The organism is Billgrantia sulfidoxydans, from assembly GCF_017868775.1.
Classification (GTDB): Bacteria; Pseudomonadota; Gammaproteobacteria; order Pseudomonadales; family Halomonadaceae; genus Halomonas; species Halomonas sulfidoxydans.
Window position 1 is genome coordinate 93,095 of record NZ_CP053381.1, and the last position, 14,610, is coordinate 107,704.

Sequence of the window (14,610 nt, forward strand, 5' to 3'; positions counted from 1 at the left end):
ACGCCTCACGAGCAAGGGGATAACGCTTCTCACCTACCGTCGACCGCATCCGCCCGGGGCCACCGGGCCGATGCGAGTGGGTCGTGGGGCGTTGCCGACCAAGCGAAGCGATTCCAAACAGAGCGGCTCACCAGGGAGCTTCAACATGGCGAAGGAAGGAACCGTTGCGCCGAAAGAGCGCATCAACATCAAGTACGTGCCGGCCACCGGCGATCAGCAGGCGGAAACCGAACTGCCGCTCAAGCTGTTGGTGGTGGGTGACTTCAAGGGAGGCGCCGAGGCCACGCCGATCGAGGCGCGGGAAAAGGTCTCGGTGGACAAGAACAACTTCCAGTCGGTGATGCGCGAAGCCGGCCTGGGGCTGACGGCGAGCGTGCCCAATCGCCTCGAGGAGGGCGAGGACGCCGGCGACCTGGCGGTCAACCTCCAGTTCAAGTCGCTCGAGGACTTCACTCCCGACAGCGTGGCACGCCAGGTGCCGGAGCTGCGCAAGCTGGTCGAGCTGCGCGAGGCGCTGGTCGCCCTCAAGGGACCGCTGGGCAACGTACCCAACTTCCGCGACCGCCTGCAAAAGCTGATGGAGAGCGAGGAGGCGAGGGCGCAGCTGCTCGCCGAGCTCGAATTGCTGGATTCGCGGGACGACACCCGCGACTGACGCACCCATCACAACGCATCCATGGCGACGCCGAGCCATAGGGCGGCGCGCCGGGCAGGCAAAGGATTCGAGGCACCAACAATGAGCGACATGGCACAAGCGCAGGGGCAGGCCGCCGAGGCCCAGGCCGAAGGTTCCCTTCTCGATCAGGTGATGGCACAGACCCGCATGGCGCCGACCGAGGAAGGCTACGATATCGCCAAGCAGGGCGTGGCCGCCTTCATCGCCGAGCTGCTGCAGAGCAAGGACGATGCGCCGCAGGTCAACAAGGCGGTGGTCGACCGCATGATCGTCGAGCTCGACCGCAAGATCGGCAGCCAGGTCGACGCGATTCTCCACGACCGCGGCTTCCAGCAGATCGAATCGGCCTGGCGCGGCCTCAAGCTGCTGGTCGATCGCACCGACTTCCGTCAGAACATCAAGCTCGACCTGCTGCACGCCACGAAGGAGGAGCTGCTGGAGGATTTCGAGTTCGCCCCCGAGCTCAGCCAGAGCGGGCTCTACCAGCACGTCTACGCGGCCGAGTACGGCCAGTTCGGCGGCGAGCCGGTAGGCGCGATCATCGGCAACTACGACTTCACGCCCTCGACGCCCGACATCAAGCTGCTGCAGTTCACCGCCGCGGTGGGCGCCATGGCCCACGCGCCGTTCCTCTCCTCGGTGGCGCCGAGTTTCTTCGGCATCGACAGCTTCCAGGAGCTGCCCAACATCAAGGACTTCAAGGCGATCTTCGAGGGACCGAAGTACGCCCGCTGGCGCAGCCTGCGCGAGTCCGAGGACGCCCGCTACCTGGGCCTGACGGCGCCGCGCTTCCTGCTGCGCATGCCCTACGACCCGGTGGAGAACCCGGTCAAGACCTTCCACTACCGCGAAACGGTCAGCGAGGACCACGAGCACTACCTGTGGGGCAACACCGCCTACCTGCTTGCCGAGCGCCTCACCGACAGCTTCGCCAAGTACCGCTGGTGCCCCAACATCATCGGGCCGCAGAGCGGCGGCGCGGTGGAGAACCTGCCGGTGCATACCTACGAGGCGCTGGGCCAGCTGCAGGCCAAGATCCCCACCGAAGTGCTGGTCACCGACCGCCGCGAGTTCGAGATGTCCGAAGAGGGCTTCATCTCGCTGACCATGCGCAAGGGTAGCGACAACGCCGCCTTCTTCTCCGCCAACTCGGTGCAGAAGCCCAAGGTCTTCCCCAACACGCCCGAGGGCAAGGCCGCCGAGACCAACTACAAGCTCGGCACCCAGCTGCCCTACATGTTCATCGTCAACCGCCTGGCGCACTACATCAAGGTGCTGCAGCGCGAGCAGATCGGCTCCTGGAAGGAGCGCCAGGACCTCGAGCGCGAGCTCAACGTGTGGATCCGCCAGTACGTCGCCGACCAGGAGAACCCGCCGGCCGAGGTGCGCAGCCGCCGTCCGCTGCGGGCCGCCTCGATCCAGGTCTCCGACGTCGAGGGCGACCCGGGCTGGTACCAGGTGTCCTTGGCCGTGCGTCCGCACTTCAAGTACATGGGCGCCAACTTCGAGCTGTCGCTGGTGGGGCGCCTGGACAAGGAGTAAGGGGAGGACGCGGCCATGACGCTTCACCGTGGCGGCGTGCTCGGCGGCCGGCTGTTCGAGCGCCTGGCGGCGCCCGGGCGGCCGGAGGAGGTCGTCGCCGAGGCCAGCCTTGCCGAGATCGTCGAGTCCATCAAGCGCCACCTGGTCGACCTGCTCAACAGCCACCCGGGGCACAGCGAGTGCGCCCCGGAGCTGGGGCTACTCGACTTCAACGACGCGACCATCGGCGTGCTCGACCTGGAGCGCAACATCCAGCGCGCCATTCGCCAGTGCATCGAACGCTTCGAGCCGCGGGTGCGGCAGGTGGAAGTGGAGTCGCTGCCGCGTGGCAGCGACCCGCTGCAGCTGCGTTTCCAGGTACATGCCACGGTGGAGCTGGGCCGCGACCAGGGCCCGGCCACCATCGATCTGCTGCTCAACGACAAACGCTATCAATGCCTGAACTGAGCGCCTGAGCGCAGCGACGCAACCACACAAGAACACCAGCACCAGGGAATGAGGCGCGCATGCTCAATCGATACTACCGGGACGAGCTCGACTACCTGAAGCTGCAGGGGCGGGAATTCGCCGAGGCCAACCCCGGCCTCAGCCGCTTTCTCTCCGAGCGCAGCACCGACCCGGACGTCGAGCGCCTGCTGGAGGGCTTCGCCTTCCTCACCGGGCGCATGCGCGAGAAGGTCGAGGACGAGTTTCCCGAGCTGACCCACTCGTTGATCGCCATGCTGTGGCCCAACTACCTGCGTCCGGTGCCGAGCATGACGATCATGCAGTTCACGCCCAAGCAGGGGGCACTGAGCGGTCGCCAGGACGTGGCCACCGGCACCACGCTGGCGGCACGGCCGATCGACGGCACCGCCTGTCGATTCCGCACCTGCCACGACGTGACCCTCTACCCGTTGCTGCATGGTGGCGTCGAGGCGCGCCACTCCCGCGAGTCCTCGATCGTCGAGCTCACCCTCGACGTGGACGGCGACCAGCCGCTCGACGCGTTGGGCATCGACCACCTGCGCCTGCATCTCGGCGCCGGCTATACCGCGCGCACTCTCTACCTGTGGCTGGGTCACTACCTGTCGCGCCTGGAACTGGAGATCGACGGTACCGTGGTGCCGCTGCCGCGCGACATGCTGGTGCCGGTGGGCTTCGAATCCGGCCATGCGCTGCTGCCCTATCCGCGCAACGTGCACCAGGGCTATCGCATCCTGCAGGAGTACCTTTGCTTCCCCGAGGCCTTCCATTTCGTCGACCTGGTCGGGCTGGGCCGTCTGCTGCCCGCGCGGCAGGTGCCGCGGATCGTGCTGCGCTTCGCCTTCGCTCGCACGCTGCCGGCCGACGCCAAGGTGCGCGACGAGCACCTGGCGCTCTACTGCGCGCCGGCGATCAACCTATTCAGTCATGACGCCGACCCCATCGATCTCAACGGCGAGCGCAGCGAATACCGCATTCGCCCCAGCAGCCGGGCGCCGGAGCACTTCGAAGTGTTCAGCGTCGATGCGGTGCAGGGCTGGCTCGAGAGCGACAGCGGCAAGCTGCGCGGCGAGCCGCGCCAGTACGTCCCGTTCGAGAGCTTCCAGCACCAGATCGAGCGCGATCGCGGCCGCGAGGCGCGCTACTTCCGGGTACGGGTGCGCGACAGCCTGCGCGGTGACGGCTTCGATCACGACATCGCCTTCGTGCGTGGCGACGAGCAGGCCTGCCTGGGCATGCGCGAAACCATCTCGCTGCGCCTGACCTGCAGCAACCGCACCCTGCCCGAACGCCTGGCGGTAGGGGACATCTGCGCCTCCACCGACACCAGCCCGGTATTCGCCGACTATCGCAACATCACTCGGCCCACGCCGGCGCTGCGCCCGACCCTGGACGGCAGCCTGCTGTGGACGCTGATCTCCAACCTGTCGCTCAACTACCTGTCGTTGCTCGAGCGTGATGCGCTGTGCTCGGTGCTGCGCGCCTACGACTTCCGCGCGCTGGTCGATCGCCAGGCCGAGCGCATGTCGCAGAAGCGCCTGGCCGGGGTGGTCGACATCGAGACCCGCTCCATCGACCGGCTCAAGCGCGGGCTGCCGGTGCGCGGGCTGCGCTCGGTGATGACCCTGGAGCAGGAGGCCTTCGGTGACGAAGGCGGCCTGTACCTGTTCGGCAGCGTGCTGGCGCGCTTCTTTTCGCTCTACGCCAGCATCAACTCGTTCCACGAGCTGCATGTGGTCAATCGTCACAACCAGGAACGTTACGCATGGACCTTGCAGTCGGGCCAACAACCCCTGATCTAGCCCCGGCGGCCCTGATCGAGGGGGCCCGGCGCTACGACTTCTACCAGCTCGTCGAGCTGCTGCACCGGCATCACGACGACGATCTCGAGCGTGCCGCCAACGGGCACCCGGGCCGCGAGCGGGTGCGCTACAGCGCCTCGGCGTCGCTGGGCTTTCCGGGCAGCGATGTGGTGGCGCTCGAACCTCGGGCCAGCGGCGAGTACGCGCTGGAAGTCAGCTTCTTCGGCCTGCAGGGGGCCCAGTCGCCGTTGCCCGGCTACTACCTGGAGTCGCTGGCCCACGAGGCGGCCCATCACGAAGGTGTCGCCCGCGACTTCCTCGACTTCTTCAACCACCGCCTGCTGACCCTGGTACATCGCAGCTGGCGCAAATACCGCCACTACGTGCGCTATCAGGACGGTGCCAGCGACGGCTTCTCCGCCGCGGTATTCGCCCTGGTGGGACTGGCCGACGAGGAGCTGCGCGGCGAGACGCCGATCAACTGGGGCAAGATGCTCGCCTATGCCGGCCTGCTGGCGGGGCGCTCGCGCTCCCCGGAAGTGGTCGAGAGCGTGGTCGGCCACTGCTTCGATCTCGACGAGGTGGGCGTCGAACAGTGGGTGCACCGCTGGGTCGAGATCCCCGAGGACCAGCGCAGCCGCACCGGTCGCAGCGCCATGACCCTGGGCCAGGACATGGTGGCCGGCGAGCGGGTCGCCGACGTCGGCGGCAAGTTCGCCCTGTGCCTCAAGGGGCTCAGCCTTGCCCGCTTCCGCGACTTCCTGCCCGACGGCCGTGAGCACGCCCCGCTCAAGACGCTGGTCAGCTTCGTGCTGCGCGAGCCGCTGGCCTACGACCTGGAGCTGGAGCTGCTGGAGAGCGCGGTGCAGCCGATGCGGCTCGGCGACCACGGCTGCTGCCAGCTCGGCTGGACCACTTTCGTCAATCCCGAATCCGGTGCCGCCTCGCGGCGGCGCCGGGTACGCATCCAGATGACAGGGTAAACGCGATGTCCTACCTCACCCGGCCTCGAGTCACCGCCAGTGCCGTCACCCTGGTCGTGCTCAACAGCGAGCGGCTCGAGGGGCGCTCCACCAGCAGCCACGTCTTTCCGGCCAGCGGCGGCACCCTGGGCAGCGCCGGCAGCGACGACTGGCTGCTGCAGGATCATGCCGGGCGCATTCGCCCGGCGCATGCCGAGATCCGCCTGCTCGACGGGCAGTTCTGCCTGATCGATCGCAGCGGCCAGACCCTCATCAACCACGCCACGCTGCCGCTGGGCCGCGACCGCCGGGTCGCCCTGCGCGACGGCGACGAGCTGGGGGTCGGCGAGTATCGCGTGCGCGTGCACCTGGGTGACCGCCAGGCCGGGCTGCCCGGCGCCCAGCCGCTCAGCGCCCTGATCGATGAAGAGCAGGAAGCGCTGGCAGGGCAGGGGGTGGTGCCCTATCGCGTCACGCCGGCGGTGGCTCCGCCGCCGCGCCGCGACGACCCCCTCGAGGCGCTGGGCGAGGCCACGCCGGGCGCCAGCCAGCGCGATCCGCTCACGGCACTGGCTCACGAGAGTGAGGCGGAAAGCGACGATGGAACGCTGCTCGACACCCTGGAGGCGCCGGGCCGGGGCGGTGCCATGCCCCATGAAACGCAGGTACGGCGCGTGGCGCCGATGAATCGACGACACGAGGACGACACAGAGATGAACCGGGAAATGGATGAAGGGCTGTTGAACGATCTGGAACGCTCGGTCGGCGAGCAGCTCGAGGAGCGCTGGCAGGATGCCGTGCCGGCGAGCGCCGGCACGGCCGGCCCCGACCCGCTGCTGCGCGCCCTGGGCGCCGAGCTGCGCTTCGCCGACAGCGAGGAGCAGCTCAATTTTCTCGCCGAGGCCGGTCACACCCTGCGCGCCGCGATCGAGGGGCTGCAGGCGCTGCATCGGGCCCAGGACGACAGCCGCTACCCGCTGCGCGACCGCCGCCTGCAGCCGATCGAGGACAACCCGCTGCGCCTGGGTCAGCCCTACCGCAGCACGGTGGAGACGCTGTTCTCCGCGCGCCGCAGCCCGGTGCACCTGTCGGCGCCGGCCGCGGTGGCCGAATGCCTGAGCCACCAGGGCCAGCATCAGGCGGCGGTGGAGGAGGCCATCGGCGAGGCGCTGCAGGCCATTCTCGACGCCTTTGCCCCCGATGCGCTGCTCAAGCGCTTCCACGCCTACCGCGGTGCCGGCAACCGCCTCGATGACGAGGGCAACTGGGCTTGGGAGATGTACCGCCACTACTACGAGGAGCTCAACTCCGGCCGCCAGCAGGGCTTCGCCAAGCTGTTCTGGGAGGTGTTCGAGCAGGCCTACGACCAGTCGGTGCGTCGCCAGCAGCGCGAAGCCAAGTGAACGCAACAGTACGGGACGCAGGAAACATGAGCACAAGACATTCGAGCGCAAGTTATGTGACCAGCCAGGTCTTGCAATGGGCTGTAGTGGCGCTGCTGGCGCTGGTTCTCAGCGGCTGCGCCTCGACCCGCGAGGCCGCCGGCAAGACCTGGCAGGTGATGCGCGATCCCTCGATCCCGGTGGGCTATCCGGAGGATCGCCCGAGCCGGGTCGATCTCGCCATGCTCGCTGCGTACGACGTCAATCCCAACCTCGAGGGCGACGGCACGCCGCTGCGCTTCCAGGTGCTGCAGCTCAAGGACGACTCGATGCTGATGGCGGCCGACCATCACCAGCTGCGTGACGACCTCGAAGGCGCCCTGGGCACCAACTACCTGACCCACGATGACTTCACCCTGCTGCCGGGGCAGTGGAAGTTCTACGAGCCGTTCGAGGTCGACGAGCAGGCCCGCTACATCGGCGTGATCGCTTTCTACAGCGACCCCGAGCAGGCGCAGTGGAAGAAGGTGGTGAAGGTATCCGCACGCGGCGAGGACTACCACCTGCTGGTGCACCTGCGTGCCGACGAAGCCGAGCTGAGGAAGGAAGACTGATGGCCAGTCGCAATCGAGTGGTATGGAGCGAAGGGCTGTTCATCAAGCCGCAGCACTTCCAGCAGCAGCAGCGCAGCCTCGAGGGCCTGCTCGAGGCGCGGTTGCGCGGCGTCAGCCATGCGCTGTATGGCTTTCAGGTCCTGGAACTCAATGCCGAATACCTGAGCTTCGGACGCATCGCCGTCAGCCGCGCCAGCGGCGTGATGCCCGACGGCACGGCCTTCCAGTTGCCCGACGACGACATCGAGCCGCAGCCGCTGGAGATCGACGACGCCGGTATCGCCAACCAGCTCGTCTACCTGTGCCTGCCGCTGGCCACCGATGCGGTGGGTGAGGTGCGCTGGCCCGACGACGACCTGCCGACTCGCTATCGCCTGGCCCAGCGCAGCGTGCGCGACCTGCACTCCCGCGACGGGGATACCGCCATGCTCGACGTTGCCCGGGTCGCTCCCCGGCTGCTGCTCGAGCGCGACGACCGCAGCGCCTATACCTGCCTGGCGGTGGCGCGGATCCACGAGCGGCGTCCCGGCGGCAGCCTGGTGCTTGACGAGCAGTTCATCCCCACCCTGCTCAACGTCCAGGCGGCGCCGGTATTGCAGCGCTTCGTCGGCGAGATGGCGGGGCTGATGCGCGAGCGCGCGCGCAACATCGCTCATCGCCTCGCCTCGCCGCACCAGGCCGGCGTGGCCGACGTCTCCGACTTCATGCTGCTGCAGCTGCTCAACCGCGCCCAGCCACGCTTCCAGCACCTGGCCCGCCTGGGCCACCTGCACCCGGAGCGGCTGTTCGCCACCATGCTCGAAACCGCCAGTGAGCTGGTGACCTTCACCGACGAAGCGCGACTGCCGCCGGAGTACCCGGCCTACGACCATGACCATCCCGAGCGTGCCTTTCGCCAGCTGATGCAGAGCCTGCGTCAGGCGCTCTCCACGGTGCTCGAGCCGCGTGCCCTGGCGATCCAGCTGCAGTCGCGGCGCTATGGGCTGCTGGTGGCGCCGCTGGCCGACCCGGCCCTGCTCGACAGCGCCGACTTCATCCTCGCGGTGCGCGCCGACATGCCCCACGAGCGGCTGCGCAAGCTGTTCCTGCAGCAGACCAAGGTGGCCAGCGTCGAGCGCATCCGCGACCTCATCAGCCTGCAGCTGCCCGGTGTGCCGCTCGAGCCGCTGCCGGTGGCGCCGCGCGAGTTGCCCTACCACGCCGGCTACAGCTACTTCCGGCTGGACCGGCAGAGCCAGGCCTGGAGCCTGCTCGACGGCGCCAGCGGCTTCGCCTTCCACGTGGCGGGGGAGTTCCCCGGGCTTGAAATGCAATTCTGGGCGATCAGGAGCTAAGCCATGCAAGAACTTGCCACGCACTACGAATCGAACCCCGGCGCGGTGGCGCGCTTCACTCCCAGCCGGCACGAAGACCGCATCGACGAACGCGGGCTGGAGCAGCTGATCCACAGCCACGCCGAGCATCTCGATGCCGACGAGGACTACTGGTTCCGCCTGCGCGGGTACAACCTCAATCCGCTGGTGGACGCTGCCAGCTCGCTGCTGGGCATGGTGGTGCGGGTGCGTCAGCTCGATGGCATGAGCGATCTCGATCGGCTCTATCGCCAGGTGGTCGACGAGATCTCGGCGATCGAGGTCGAGCTCACCGAACAGGGCTACGACCGGCCCACGCTGCTGGCCTTCCGCTACGTACTCTGCTCGTTCATCGACGAGGCGGTGATGGGCACGCCCTGGGGTCAGCAGAGCCGCTGGGCCGAGCATTCGCTGCTCACGCGTTTCCACAACGAGACCTGGGGCGGCGAGAAGGTCTTCACGATCCTCTCGCGGCTGCAGCAGGAGCCGCAGTGCTACCGCGACATGCTGGCGTTCATCTACCTCTGCCTGTGCCTCGGCTTCGAGGGGCGCTACCGGGTCATGGATGACGGGCGAGAGGAGTACGAGCACATCGTGCGCACCCTCGGCGACCAGTTGGCGGCACTCGGCGACACCCCCGAGGACAGCCTGACCCGACCGCTCGACAACGTCATGCCGGGTCGTCGCCACCGCGGCCGCGGCCTGCCGGTGTGGGGCGTGTTCGCGCTGTTCGCCGTCGCCATGGCCGCTACCTACCTCGGCTTCGCCTGGACGCTAGACGAGCAGGCGGCTCAGGTCGGCACCCTTCTCGATCGGATTTACCGTTAGGAGTCCCCATGCTCAGGGTAGAGCTTCCCGCGCTCATCGGTCGCCTCAACGCCGTCTCCCGTCAAGGCCTGGAACAGGCCGCCGTGCTGTGCGCCGAGCAGCAGGCACCCGAGGTCACCGCCGGCCACCTGCTGCTGGCGCTGATCGATCAGCCGCTGTGCGACCTGCGCTGCCTGCTCGACGGGCAGGGCATCGATGTCCATGAGCTGCGTGCGAGACTGGCCGAGGAGACACGGCCGCCGCGCGACCTGGCCGTGACCACGCCGAGCTTCTCGCCGCTGCTGGTCGAGCTGCTGCAGGACGCCTGGCTGCTGGCCACGACCGAATTCGCCTACGACAGCCTGCGCAGCGGCCTGATCTTCACTGCCCTGCTGCACAACGTCGGACGCTACCTGGGGCCGAGGAGCGCCGCGCTGCTGGCCGAGATCAACCGCGAGGGGCTGCGTCGCGGCTTCGAGCGGCTGGCCGCCGACTCCGCCGAGGCTCCCCGCGCCGAGCCGAACGAGGGCGGGCGCCGCCAGGACCAGGCCACCCAGGGCGACAGCGCCCTGGCGCGCTTCGCCACCTCGCTCACCGAGCAGGCCCGGCGCGGCGAGCTCGACCCGGTGCTGTGCCGCGACCCCGAGATCGATCAGATGCTCGACATCCTCGGGCGGCGGCGCAAGAACAACCCCATCGTCATCGGCGATGCCGGGGTGGGCAAGAGCGCCGTGGTGGAAGGGCTTGCCGCACGCATCGTCGAGGGCCGCGTGCCGGCGGCGCTGGCCGACGTCGAACTGATGAGCCTCGACCTCGGCGCACTGCAGGCCGGCGCCGCAGTGAAGGGCGAGTTCGAGAAGCGCCTCAAGGCGGTGATCGAGGAGGTCAAGGCCGCGCCCCGGCCGATCCTGCTGTTCATCGACGAGGCCCACACCCTGATCGGTGCCGGCAACCAGGAGGGCGGCGGCGATGCCGCCAACCTGCTCAAGCCGGCCCTGGCGCGCGGCGAGCTGCGCACCATCGCCGCCACCACCTGGCGCGAGTACAAGAAGTACTTCGAGAAGGACCCGGCGCTGTCGCGGCGCTTCCAGCCGGTGGCCCTGGCCGAGCCCAGCATCGATCATGCGCTGGTGATCCTGCGCGGCCTGCGCGACACCTACGAGACCGCCCACGGCGTGCTGGTCGGCGACAGCGGCCTGCGCGCCGCCGCCGAACTCTCGGCGCGCTACCTGGCCGGCCGCAAGCTGCCCGACAAGGCGATCGACGTGCTCGACACCGCCTGCGCGCGGCTCTCCCAGGCGCTGGACACCCCGCCGCGCCGGCTCAGCCATCTCCAGAGCGAACACCTGGCCGCGCGCCGCGAGCGCGACCAGCTCGACCGCGAGCGCCTGCTGGGGCGCAGCCCCGATGCGACCCGCGAGGCCGAGCTCGACGTCCGTCTGGCGCGGCTGGAAGCAGAGGTCGAACGGCTCGAGGCGGCCTGGGCCGACCAGCGCGAGTGCGTCGATGCCATCATCGCCCTGCATCGCCAGCTGCTGGCCGCGGGCCAGGTTGAGGCCAACCCCGAGCAGCCGGTAGTCGAGACTGCAATCGACGATGAAACCGGCGGGGAGAACGACGCTGACAGCGAAATCGACGGCGAAGCGGCGGCTGACGCGGTTGAGTCGGATGACTCTGCCGCTGATGTCGATCTGCATGCCCAACTGGCCGCCCACGAGGCGCGCCTGGCCGAGTTGCAGCAGGAGTACGCCCTGGTCAATGCCAGCGTCGAGGAGGCGCAGATCGCCCAGGTCATCGGCGACTGGACCGGCGTGCCGGTGGAGCGCATGACCAGCGACGAGCTGACCCGGCTCACCGAGCTGCCCGAGCATCTCGGCCGGCTGGTGCAGGGCCAGGACACGGCCATCGAGCGCGTGCATCGCCACCTGCTCACCGCCCGCGCCGACCTGCGGCGCCCCGGCCGCCCGCTGGGCGCCTTCCTGCTGGTCGGTCCCAGCGGCGTGGGCAAGACCGAGACCGTGGTGCAGATCGCGGAACGGCTCTACGGCGGGCGCCAGTTCCTCACCACCATCAACATGTCGGAGTACCAGGAGAAGCACACCGTGTCGCGGCTGATCGGTTCGCCGCCGGGCTACGTGGGCTTCGGCGAAGGGGGCCTGTTGACCGAGGCGATTCGCCAGCGCCCCTACTCGGTGGTGCTGCTCGACGAGGTCGAGAAGGCCCACCCGGACGTGCTCAACCTGTTCTACCAGGCCTTCGACAAGGGCGAGTTGGCCGACGGTGAGGGGCGCCTGATCGACTGCAAGAACGTGGTGTTCTTCCTCACCTCGAACCTGGGCTATGAGGCCATCGTGGCCCACGTCGACGACCCCGCGGCGCTGGACGACGCGCTCTACCCGGTGCTGGCCGGCTTCTTCAAGCCGGCGTTGCTGGCGCGCATGGAGGTAGTGCCCTACTTCCCGCTGGGCGCCGACACCCTGCGCGACATCGTGGTAGCCAAGCTCGACACCTTGGCCGAGCGCATCCGCACGCGCCACCGCCAGGCCGAGGTGGTGCTCGACGAGGCCCTGCGCGATGCCATCTGTGTGCGCGCCACGCGCAGCGAGAACGGCGCGCGCATGCTCGAGTCGGTGATCGACGGCGAGCTGCTGCCGCCGGTGTCGAGGGCGCTGCTCGACCGCCTGGCGCGGCGCGAGCCGGTCACCCGGGTGGCGCTGGGCGTCGATGCGGCGGGCGCCTTCACCGCGGAGGTGGTATAGGCGATGACGGCGAAGGCGATCGACATGCGCTGGTGCGAGGGCGTGCCGATGGGGCCTGGCCTCGACGGCATGGCGCGCGCGCTGGCGCTGGTCGAGAGCGCCACGCCCGCCGAGCTGCGCGCTTGCGCGGGCGGCATTCTCCTGGCCGGGCACGGCCTGGCCTGGGTCGGCTGCCTCTACCTCGACGGTAGCGGTCGCTGGCTGGGCAGCGACGGCGACGATGTTCGCTTCGACTGCGACGACTTCCGTCACCCCTACGCCCACGCCATTCGCCAGGGCAAGCCGCTGCGCCTCGGCCTCGCGGAGGCTCGCTCGCGGCTCGACCATCCGGGCTTCCAGCGCCAGGTGGCCGAGCTGTCCGGGAGCCTGCGGCTGGTGGTGCGGCCGTTGCGCGCCCTCGACGGCGGGCGCGAATGGCTCGGTGCGCTGGCCATGGCCGGCGAGGCGGAGGCCTTCTCCCGGCTCGAAGCCGACCCCGAGTTCACCGCCTTCGTGGCGCTGCTGTGCCGGCTGTGGGCGGGGTTGGCCCGGCACCAGGGCGAACGCCAGCGCGAGGCTGACCTGCGTCAGTCGCTGGCCCAGCTCAGCGATGGCGCCCGGCGTCAGACGCTGGCCGAGCGGCTGGCGGACGACCTGCTGGGGGGCTCCGTGGCGATGCAGGCGCTGCGCAGCCAGGTGGTGCGTGCGGCGGAGACCAGCCTGGCGGTACTGCTGCAGGGCGAGACCGGCACCGGCAAGGACCGCGTGGCACGCGCCATTCATCGCCTATCGGCGCGCAGCACGGGGCCCTTCATGGCGATCAACTGCGCGGCGATTCCCGAGTCGCTGCTCGAATCGGAGCTGTTCGGCCACGCCAGGGGCGCCTTCTCCGGCGCCGACCGGGCGCGCGAGGGCCTGATCAGCCAGGCCGACGGCGGCACCCTGTTCCTCGACGAGATCGGTGACATGCCGTTGCCACTGCAGGCCAAGCTGCTGCGCGTCCTGGAGAACGGCCGCTATCGGCCGCTGGGGTCGAACGAAGAGCGCCGCGCCGACCTGCGCCTGGTGGCGGCGACCCACCAGCCGCTGCGCGAGCGGATTCGCGACCAGCGCTTTCGCGCCGACCTCTACTACCGGCTGGGGCAGTTCCCGCTGACCCTGCCACCGCTGCGCGAGCGCAGCGGGGACATCGCCGAACTGGCCGAGGCCTTCGTCGCCGACTTCTGCCTCCGCGAGGGCCGCGACGAGATGGGCATCACCCCGGCCGCACTGCGCCTGCTGCGCGAGCGCGACTATCCAGGCAACGTGCGCGAGCTGAAGAACCTGATCGACTACGCCTGCGCCATGACGCGCCCGGGCGAGGACGTCGCCCCCGCCGCCTTGCCTGGCCTCGGCGTCGCCGAGCCGAGCGACTCCGTCGTCGCCACACCGGCATCGCGCGGCGGACGCGCCGACGACGTTCAGGACCTCAGGCGTGCCCTGCGCGACTACGAGGCGGAGCTGATTCGCCAGCGCCTGCTGCTGTTCGACGGCAACCGCGCCCTGGCGGCCGAGAGCCTCGGCCTGCCCAAGCGCACCCTGGCACACAAGTGCCGACAGTTGGAACTGGATGCCAAATGAGTTCGATCCCGACCTTTCGCCGGGCGCCGTGGTTGGCGCTGGCCGCAAGCCTGACCCTGGGCGACGCCTGGGGAGCGACCACCGAGGAGGCGTTGGTGGCACAGGCCCGTGAGTGCGCCGTCGAGCCCTCGCGTCTTGAGCGGCTGGGCTGCTATGACGCCCTGTTCATGTCCCGCGACGAGCCGACGGCGAGCGAGGACCCGCGCCCTGCGCTGTGGCACACCATCAATGCCCAGGAGGCCGAGCGTGACGGCGACGACATGGGCCTGCTGGTGCGCGAGCGCAGCGACAGCGTGCTGATCAGCGTGCCGGCGCTGGGCAGCGTGCCGCCGCGCCCGCAGTTGGTCATTGCCTGCGAAAAGACCATCACTCGCTTCCAGCTCCACCTGCCCCAGGCGCTGGACGCGCCGCGGGTTCAGGTGCGCCTGCGTGCAGGGGGACGCGAACTGGAGCAGGTCTGGCAGGCCCGCGACGGTGGCTACGTGGTCAGCGGCGGTCGCGGGCTTCCGGCCATCGCCACGCTGCAGCAGCTGCTGGATGCCGACGAGCTGACATTCGACAGCGACCAGGCCGCACTCGACGGCCTGCGCTTCGAGATCGCCGGGCTGCGCCAAGCGGTTCAGCCGCTTCGCGACGCCTGTCGCTGGTGA

General features: G+C 69.3%; 12 protein-coding genes. All 12 read left to right on the forward strand.

The window, feature by feature from the left end; translation table 11 throughout:
- The first annotated feature begins 145 nt into the window (after window positions 1-145).
- The 12 genes from tssB (at window position 146) to vasI (ending at window position 14,610) form a co-directional block, all read left to right on the forward strand.
- Entirely contained in the window at window positions 146-655 is a 510-nt protein-coding gene (gene tssB, locus HNO51_RS00455) for a type VI secretion system contractile sheath small subunit (RefSeq protein WP_197449143.1), read from the forward strand.
- Window positions 656-736: 81 nt separating this feature from the next.
- Window positions 737-2,218, forward strand: a complete 1,482-nt coding sequence (gene tssC / locus HNO51_RS00460; protein WP_197449144.1) for a type VI secretion system contractile sheath large subunit — start codon at window positions 737-739, stop codon at window positions 2,216-2,218.
- 15 nt (window positions 2,219-2,233) lie between these two features.
- Window positions 2,234-2,665, forward strand: a complete 432-nt coding sequence (gene tssE, locus HNO51_RS00465) for a type VI secretion system baseplate subunit TssE (protein WP_197449145.1) — start codon at window positions 2,234-2,236, stop codon at window positions 2,663-2,665.
- Window positions 2,666-2,724: 59 nt separating this feature from the next.
- Entirely contained in the window at window positions 2,725-4,485 is a 1,761-nt protein-coding gene (gene tssF / locus HNO51_RS00470; RefSeq protein WP_197449146.1) for a type VI secretion system baseplate subunit TssF, read from the forward strand.
- The gene (gene tssG, locus HNO51_RS00475) at window positions 4,449-5,468 is read left to right on the forward strand and encodes a type VI secretion system baseplate subunit TssG (protein WP_197449147.1); all 1,020 of its coding nucleotides are present in this window, start codon (window positions 4,449-4,451) and stop codon (window positions 5,466-5,468) included. The genes tssF and tssG overlap by 37 nt, the downstream gene beginning before the upstream one ends.
- A gap of 5 nt (window positions 5,469-5,473) precedes the next feature.
- Complete coding sequence (gene tagH, locus HNO51_RS00480) at window positions 5,474-6,850, forward strand: type VI secretion system-associated FHA domain protein TagH (RefSeq protein ID WP_197449148.1); 1,377 nt, start codon at window positions 5,474-5,476, stop codon at window positions 6,848-6,850.
- A gap of 26 nt (window positions 6,851-6,876) precedes the next feature.
- On the forward strand, window positions 6,877-7,443 hold the full coding sequence (gene tssJ, locus HNO51_RS00485; protein WP_209538244.1) for a type VI secretion system lipoprotein TssJ: 567 nt from the start codon (window positions 6,877-6,879) through the stop codon (window positions 7,441-7,443).
- On the forward strand, window positions 7,443-8,777 hold the full coding sequence (gene tssK / locus HNO51_RS00490; protein ID WP_209538245.1) for a type VI secretion system baseplate subunit TssK: 1,335 nt from the start codon (window positions 7,443-7,445) through the stop codon (window positions 8,775-8,777). Before tssJ ends, tssK begins: the two co-directional genes overlap by 1 nt.
- A 3-nt stretch (window positions 8,778-8,780) precedes the next feature.
- Window positions 8,781-9,623, forward strand: a complete 843-nt coding sequence (gene icmH / locus HNO51_RS00495; RefSeq protein ID WP_209538246.1) for a type IVB secretion system protein IcmH/DotU — start codon at window positions 8,781-8,783, stop codon at window positions 9,621-9,623.
- A gap of 8 nt (window positions 9,624-9,631) precedes the next feature.
- On the forward strand, window positions 9,632-12,361 hold the full coding sequence (tssH, locus tag HNO51_RS00500; RefSeq protein ID WP_209538247.1) for a type VI secretion system ATPase TssH: 2,730 nt from the start codon (window positions 9,632-9,634) through the stop codon (window positions 12,359-12,361).
- A gap of 3 nt (window positions 12,362-12,364) precedes the next feature.
- Window positions 12,365-13,960, forward strand: coding sequence for a sigma 54-interacting transcriptional regulator (locus tag HNO51_RS00505; RefSeq protein ID WP_197449152.1), 1,596 nt, complete (start codon window positions 12,365-12,367; stop codon window positions 13,958-13,960).
- A complete protein-coding gene (vasI, locus tag HNO51_RS00510; RefSeq protein ID WP_197449153.1) occupies window positions 13,957-14,610 on the forward strand; it encodes a type VI secretion system-associated protein VasI in 654 nt (217 codons plus the stop codon). Before HNO51_RS00505 ends, vasI begins: the two co-directional genes overlap by 4 nt.

What these genes read in the sequence shown, in the direction of transcription:
- tssK (WP_209538245.1), top strand. Translation starts at nt 7,443, where the DNA reads ATGGCCAGTCGCAATCGAGTGGTATGGAGCGAAGGGCTGTTCATCAAG.
- vasI (WP_197449153.1), top strand. Translation starts at nt 13,957, where the DNA reads ATGAGTTCGATCCCGACCTTTCGCCGGGCGCCGTGGTTGGCGCTGGCC.
- tssC (WP_197449144.1), top strand. Translation starts at nt 737, where the DNA reads ATGAGCGACATGGCACAAGCGCAGGGGCAGGCCGCCGAGGCCCAGGCC.
- HNO51_RS00505 (WP_197449152.1), top strand. Translation starts at nt 12,365, where the DNA reads ATGACGGCGAAGGCGATCGACATGCGCTGGTGCGAGGGCGTGCCGATG.
- tssJ (WP_209538244.1), top strand. Translation starts at nt 6,877, where the DNA reads ATGAGCACAAGACATTCGAGCGCAAGTTATGTGACCAGCCAGGTCTTG.
- tssH (WP_209538247.1), top strand. Translation starts at nt 9,632, where the DNA reads ATGCTCAGGGTAGAGCTTCCCGCGCTCATCGGTCGCCTCAACGCCGTC.
- tssG (WP_197449147.1), top strand. Translation starts at nt 4,449, where the DNA reads ATGGACCTTGCAGTCGGGCCAACAACCCCTGATCTAGCCCCGGCGGCC.
- tssB (WP_197449143.1), top strand. Translation starts at nt 146, where the DNA reads ATGGCGAAGGAAGGAACCGTTGCGCCGAAAGAGCGCATCAACATCAAG.
- tssE (WP_197449145.1), top strand. Translation starts at nt 2,234, where the DNA reads ATGACGCTTCACCGTGGCGGCGTGCTCGGCGGCCGGCTGTTCGAGCGC.
- tssF (WP_197449146.1), top strand. Translation starts at nt 2,725, where the DNA reads ATGCTCAATCGATACTACCGGGACGAGCTCGACTACCTGAAGCTGCAG.
- tagH (WP_197449148.1), top strand. Translation starts at nt 5,474, where the DNA reads ATGTCCTACCTCACCCGGCCTCGAGTCACCGCCAGTGCCGTCACCCTG.
- icmH (WP_209538246.1), top strand. Translation starts at nt 8,781, where the DNA reads ATGCAAGAACTTGCCACGCACTACGAATCGAACCCCGGCGCGGTGGCG.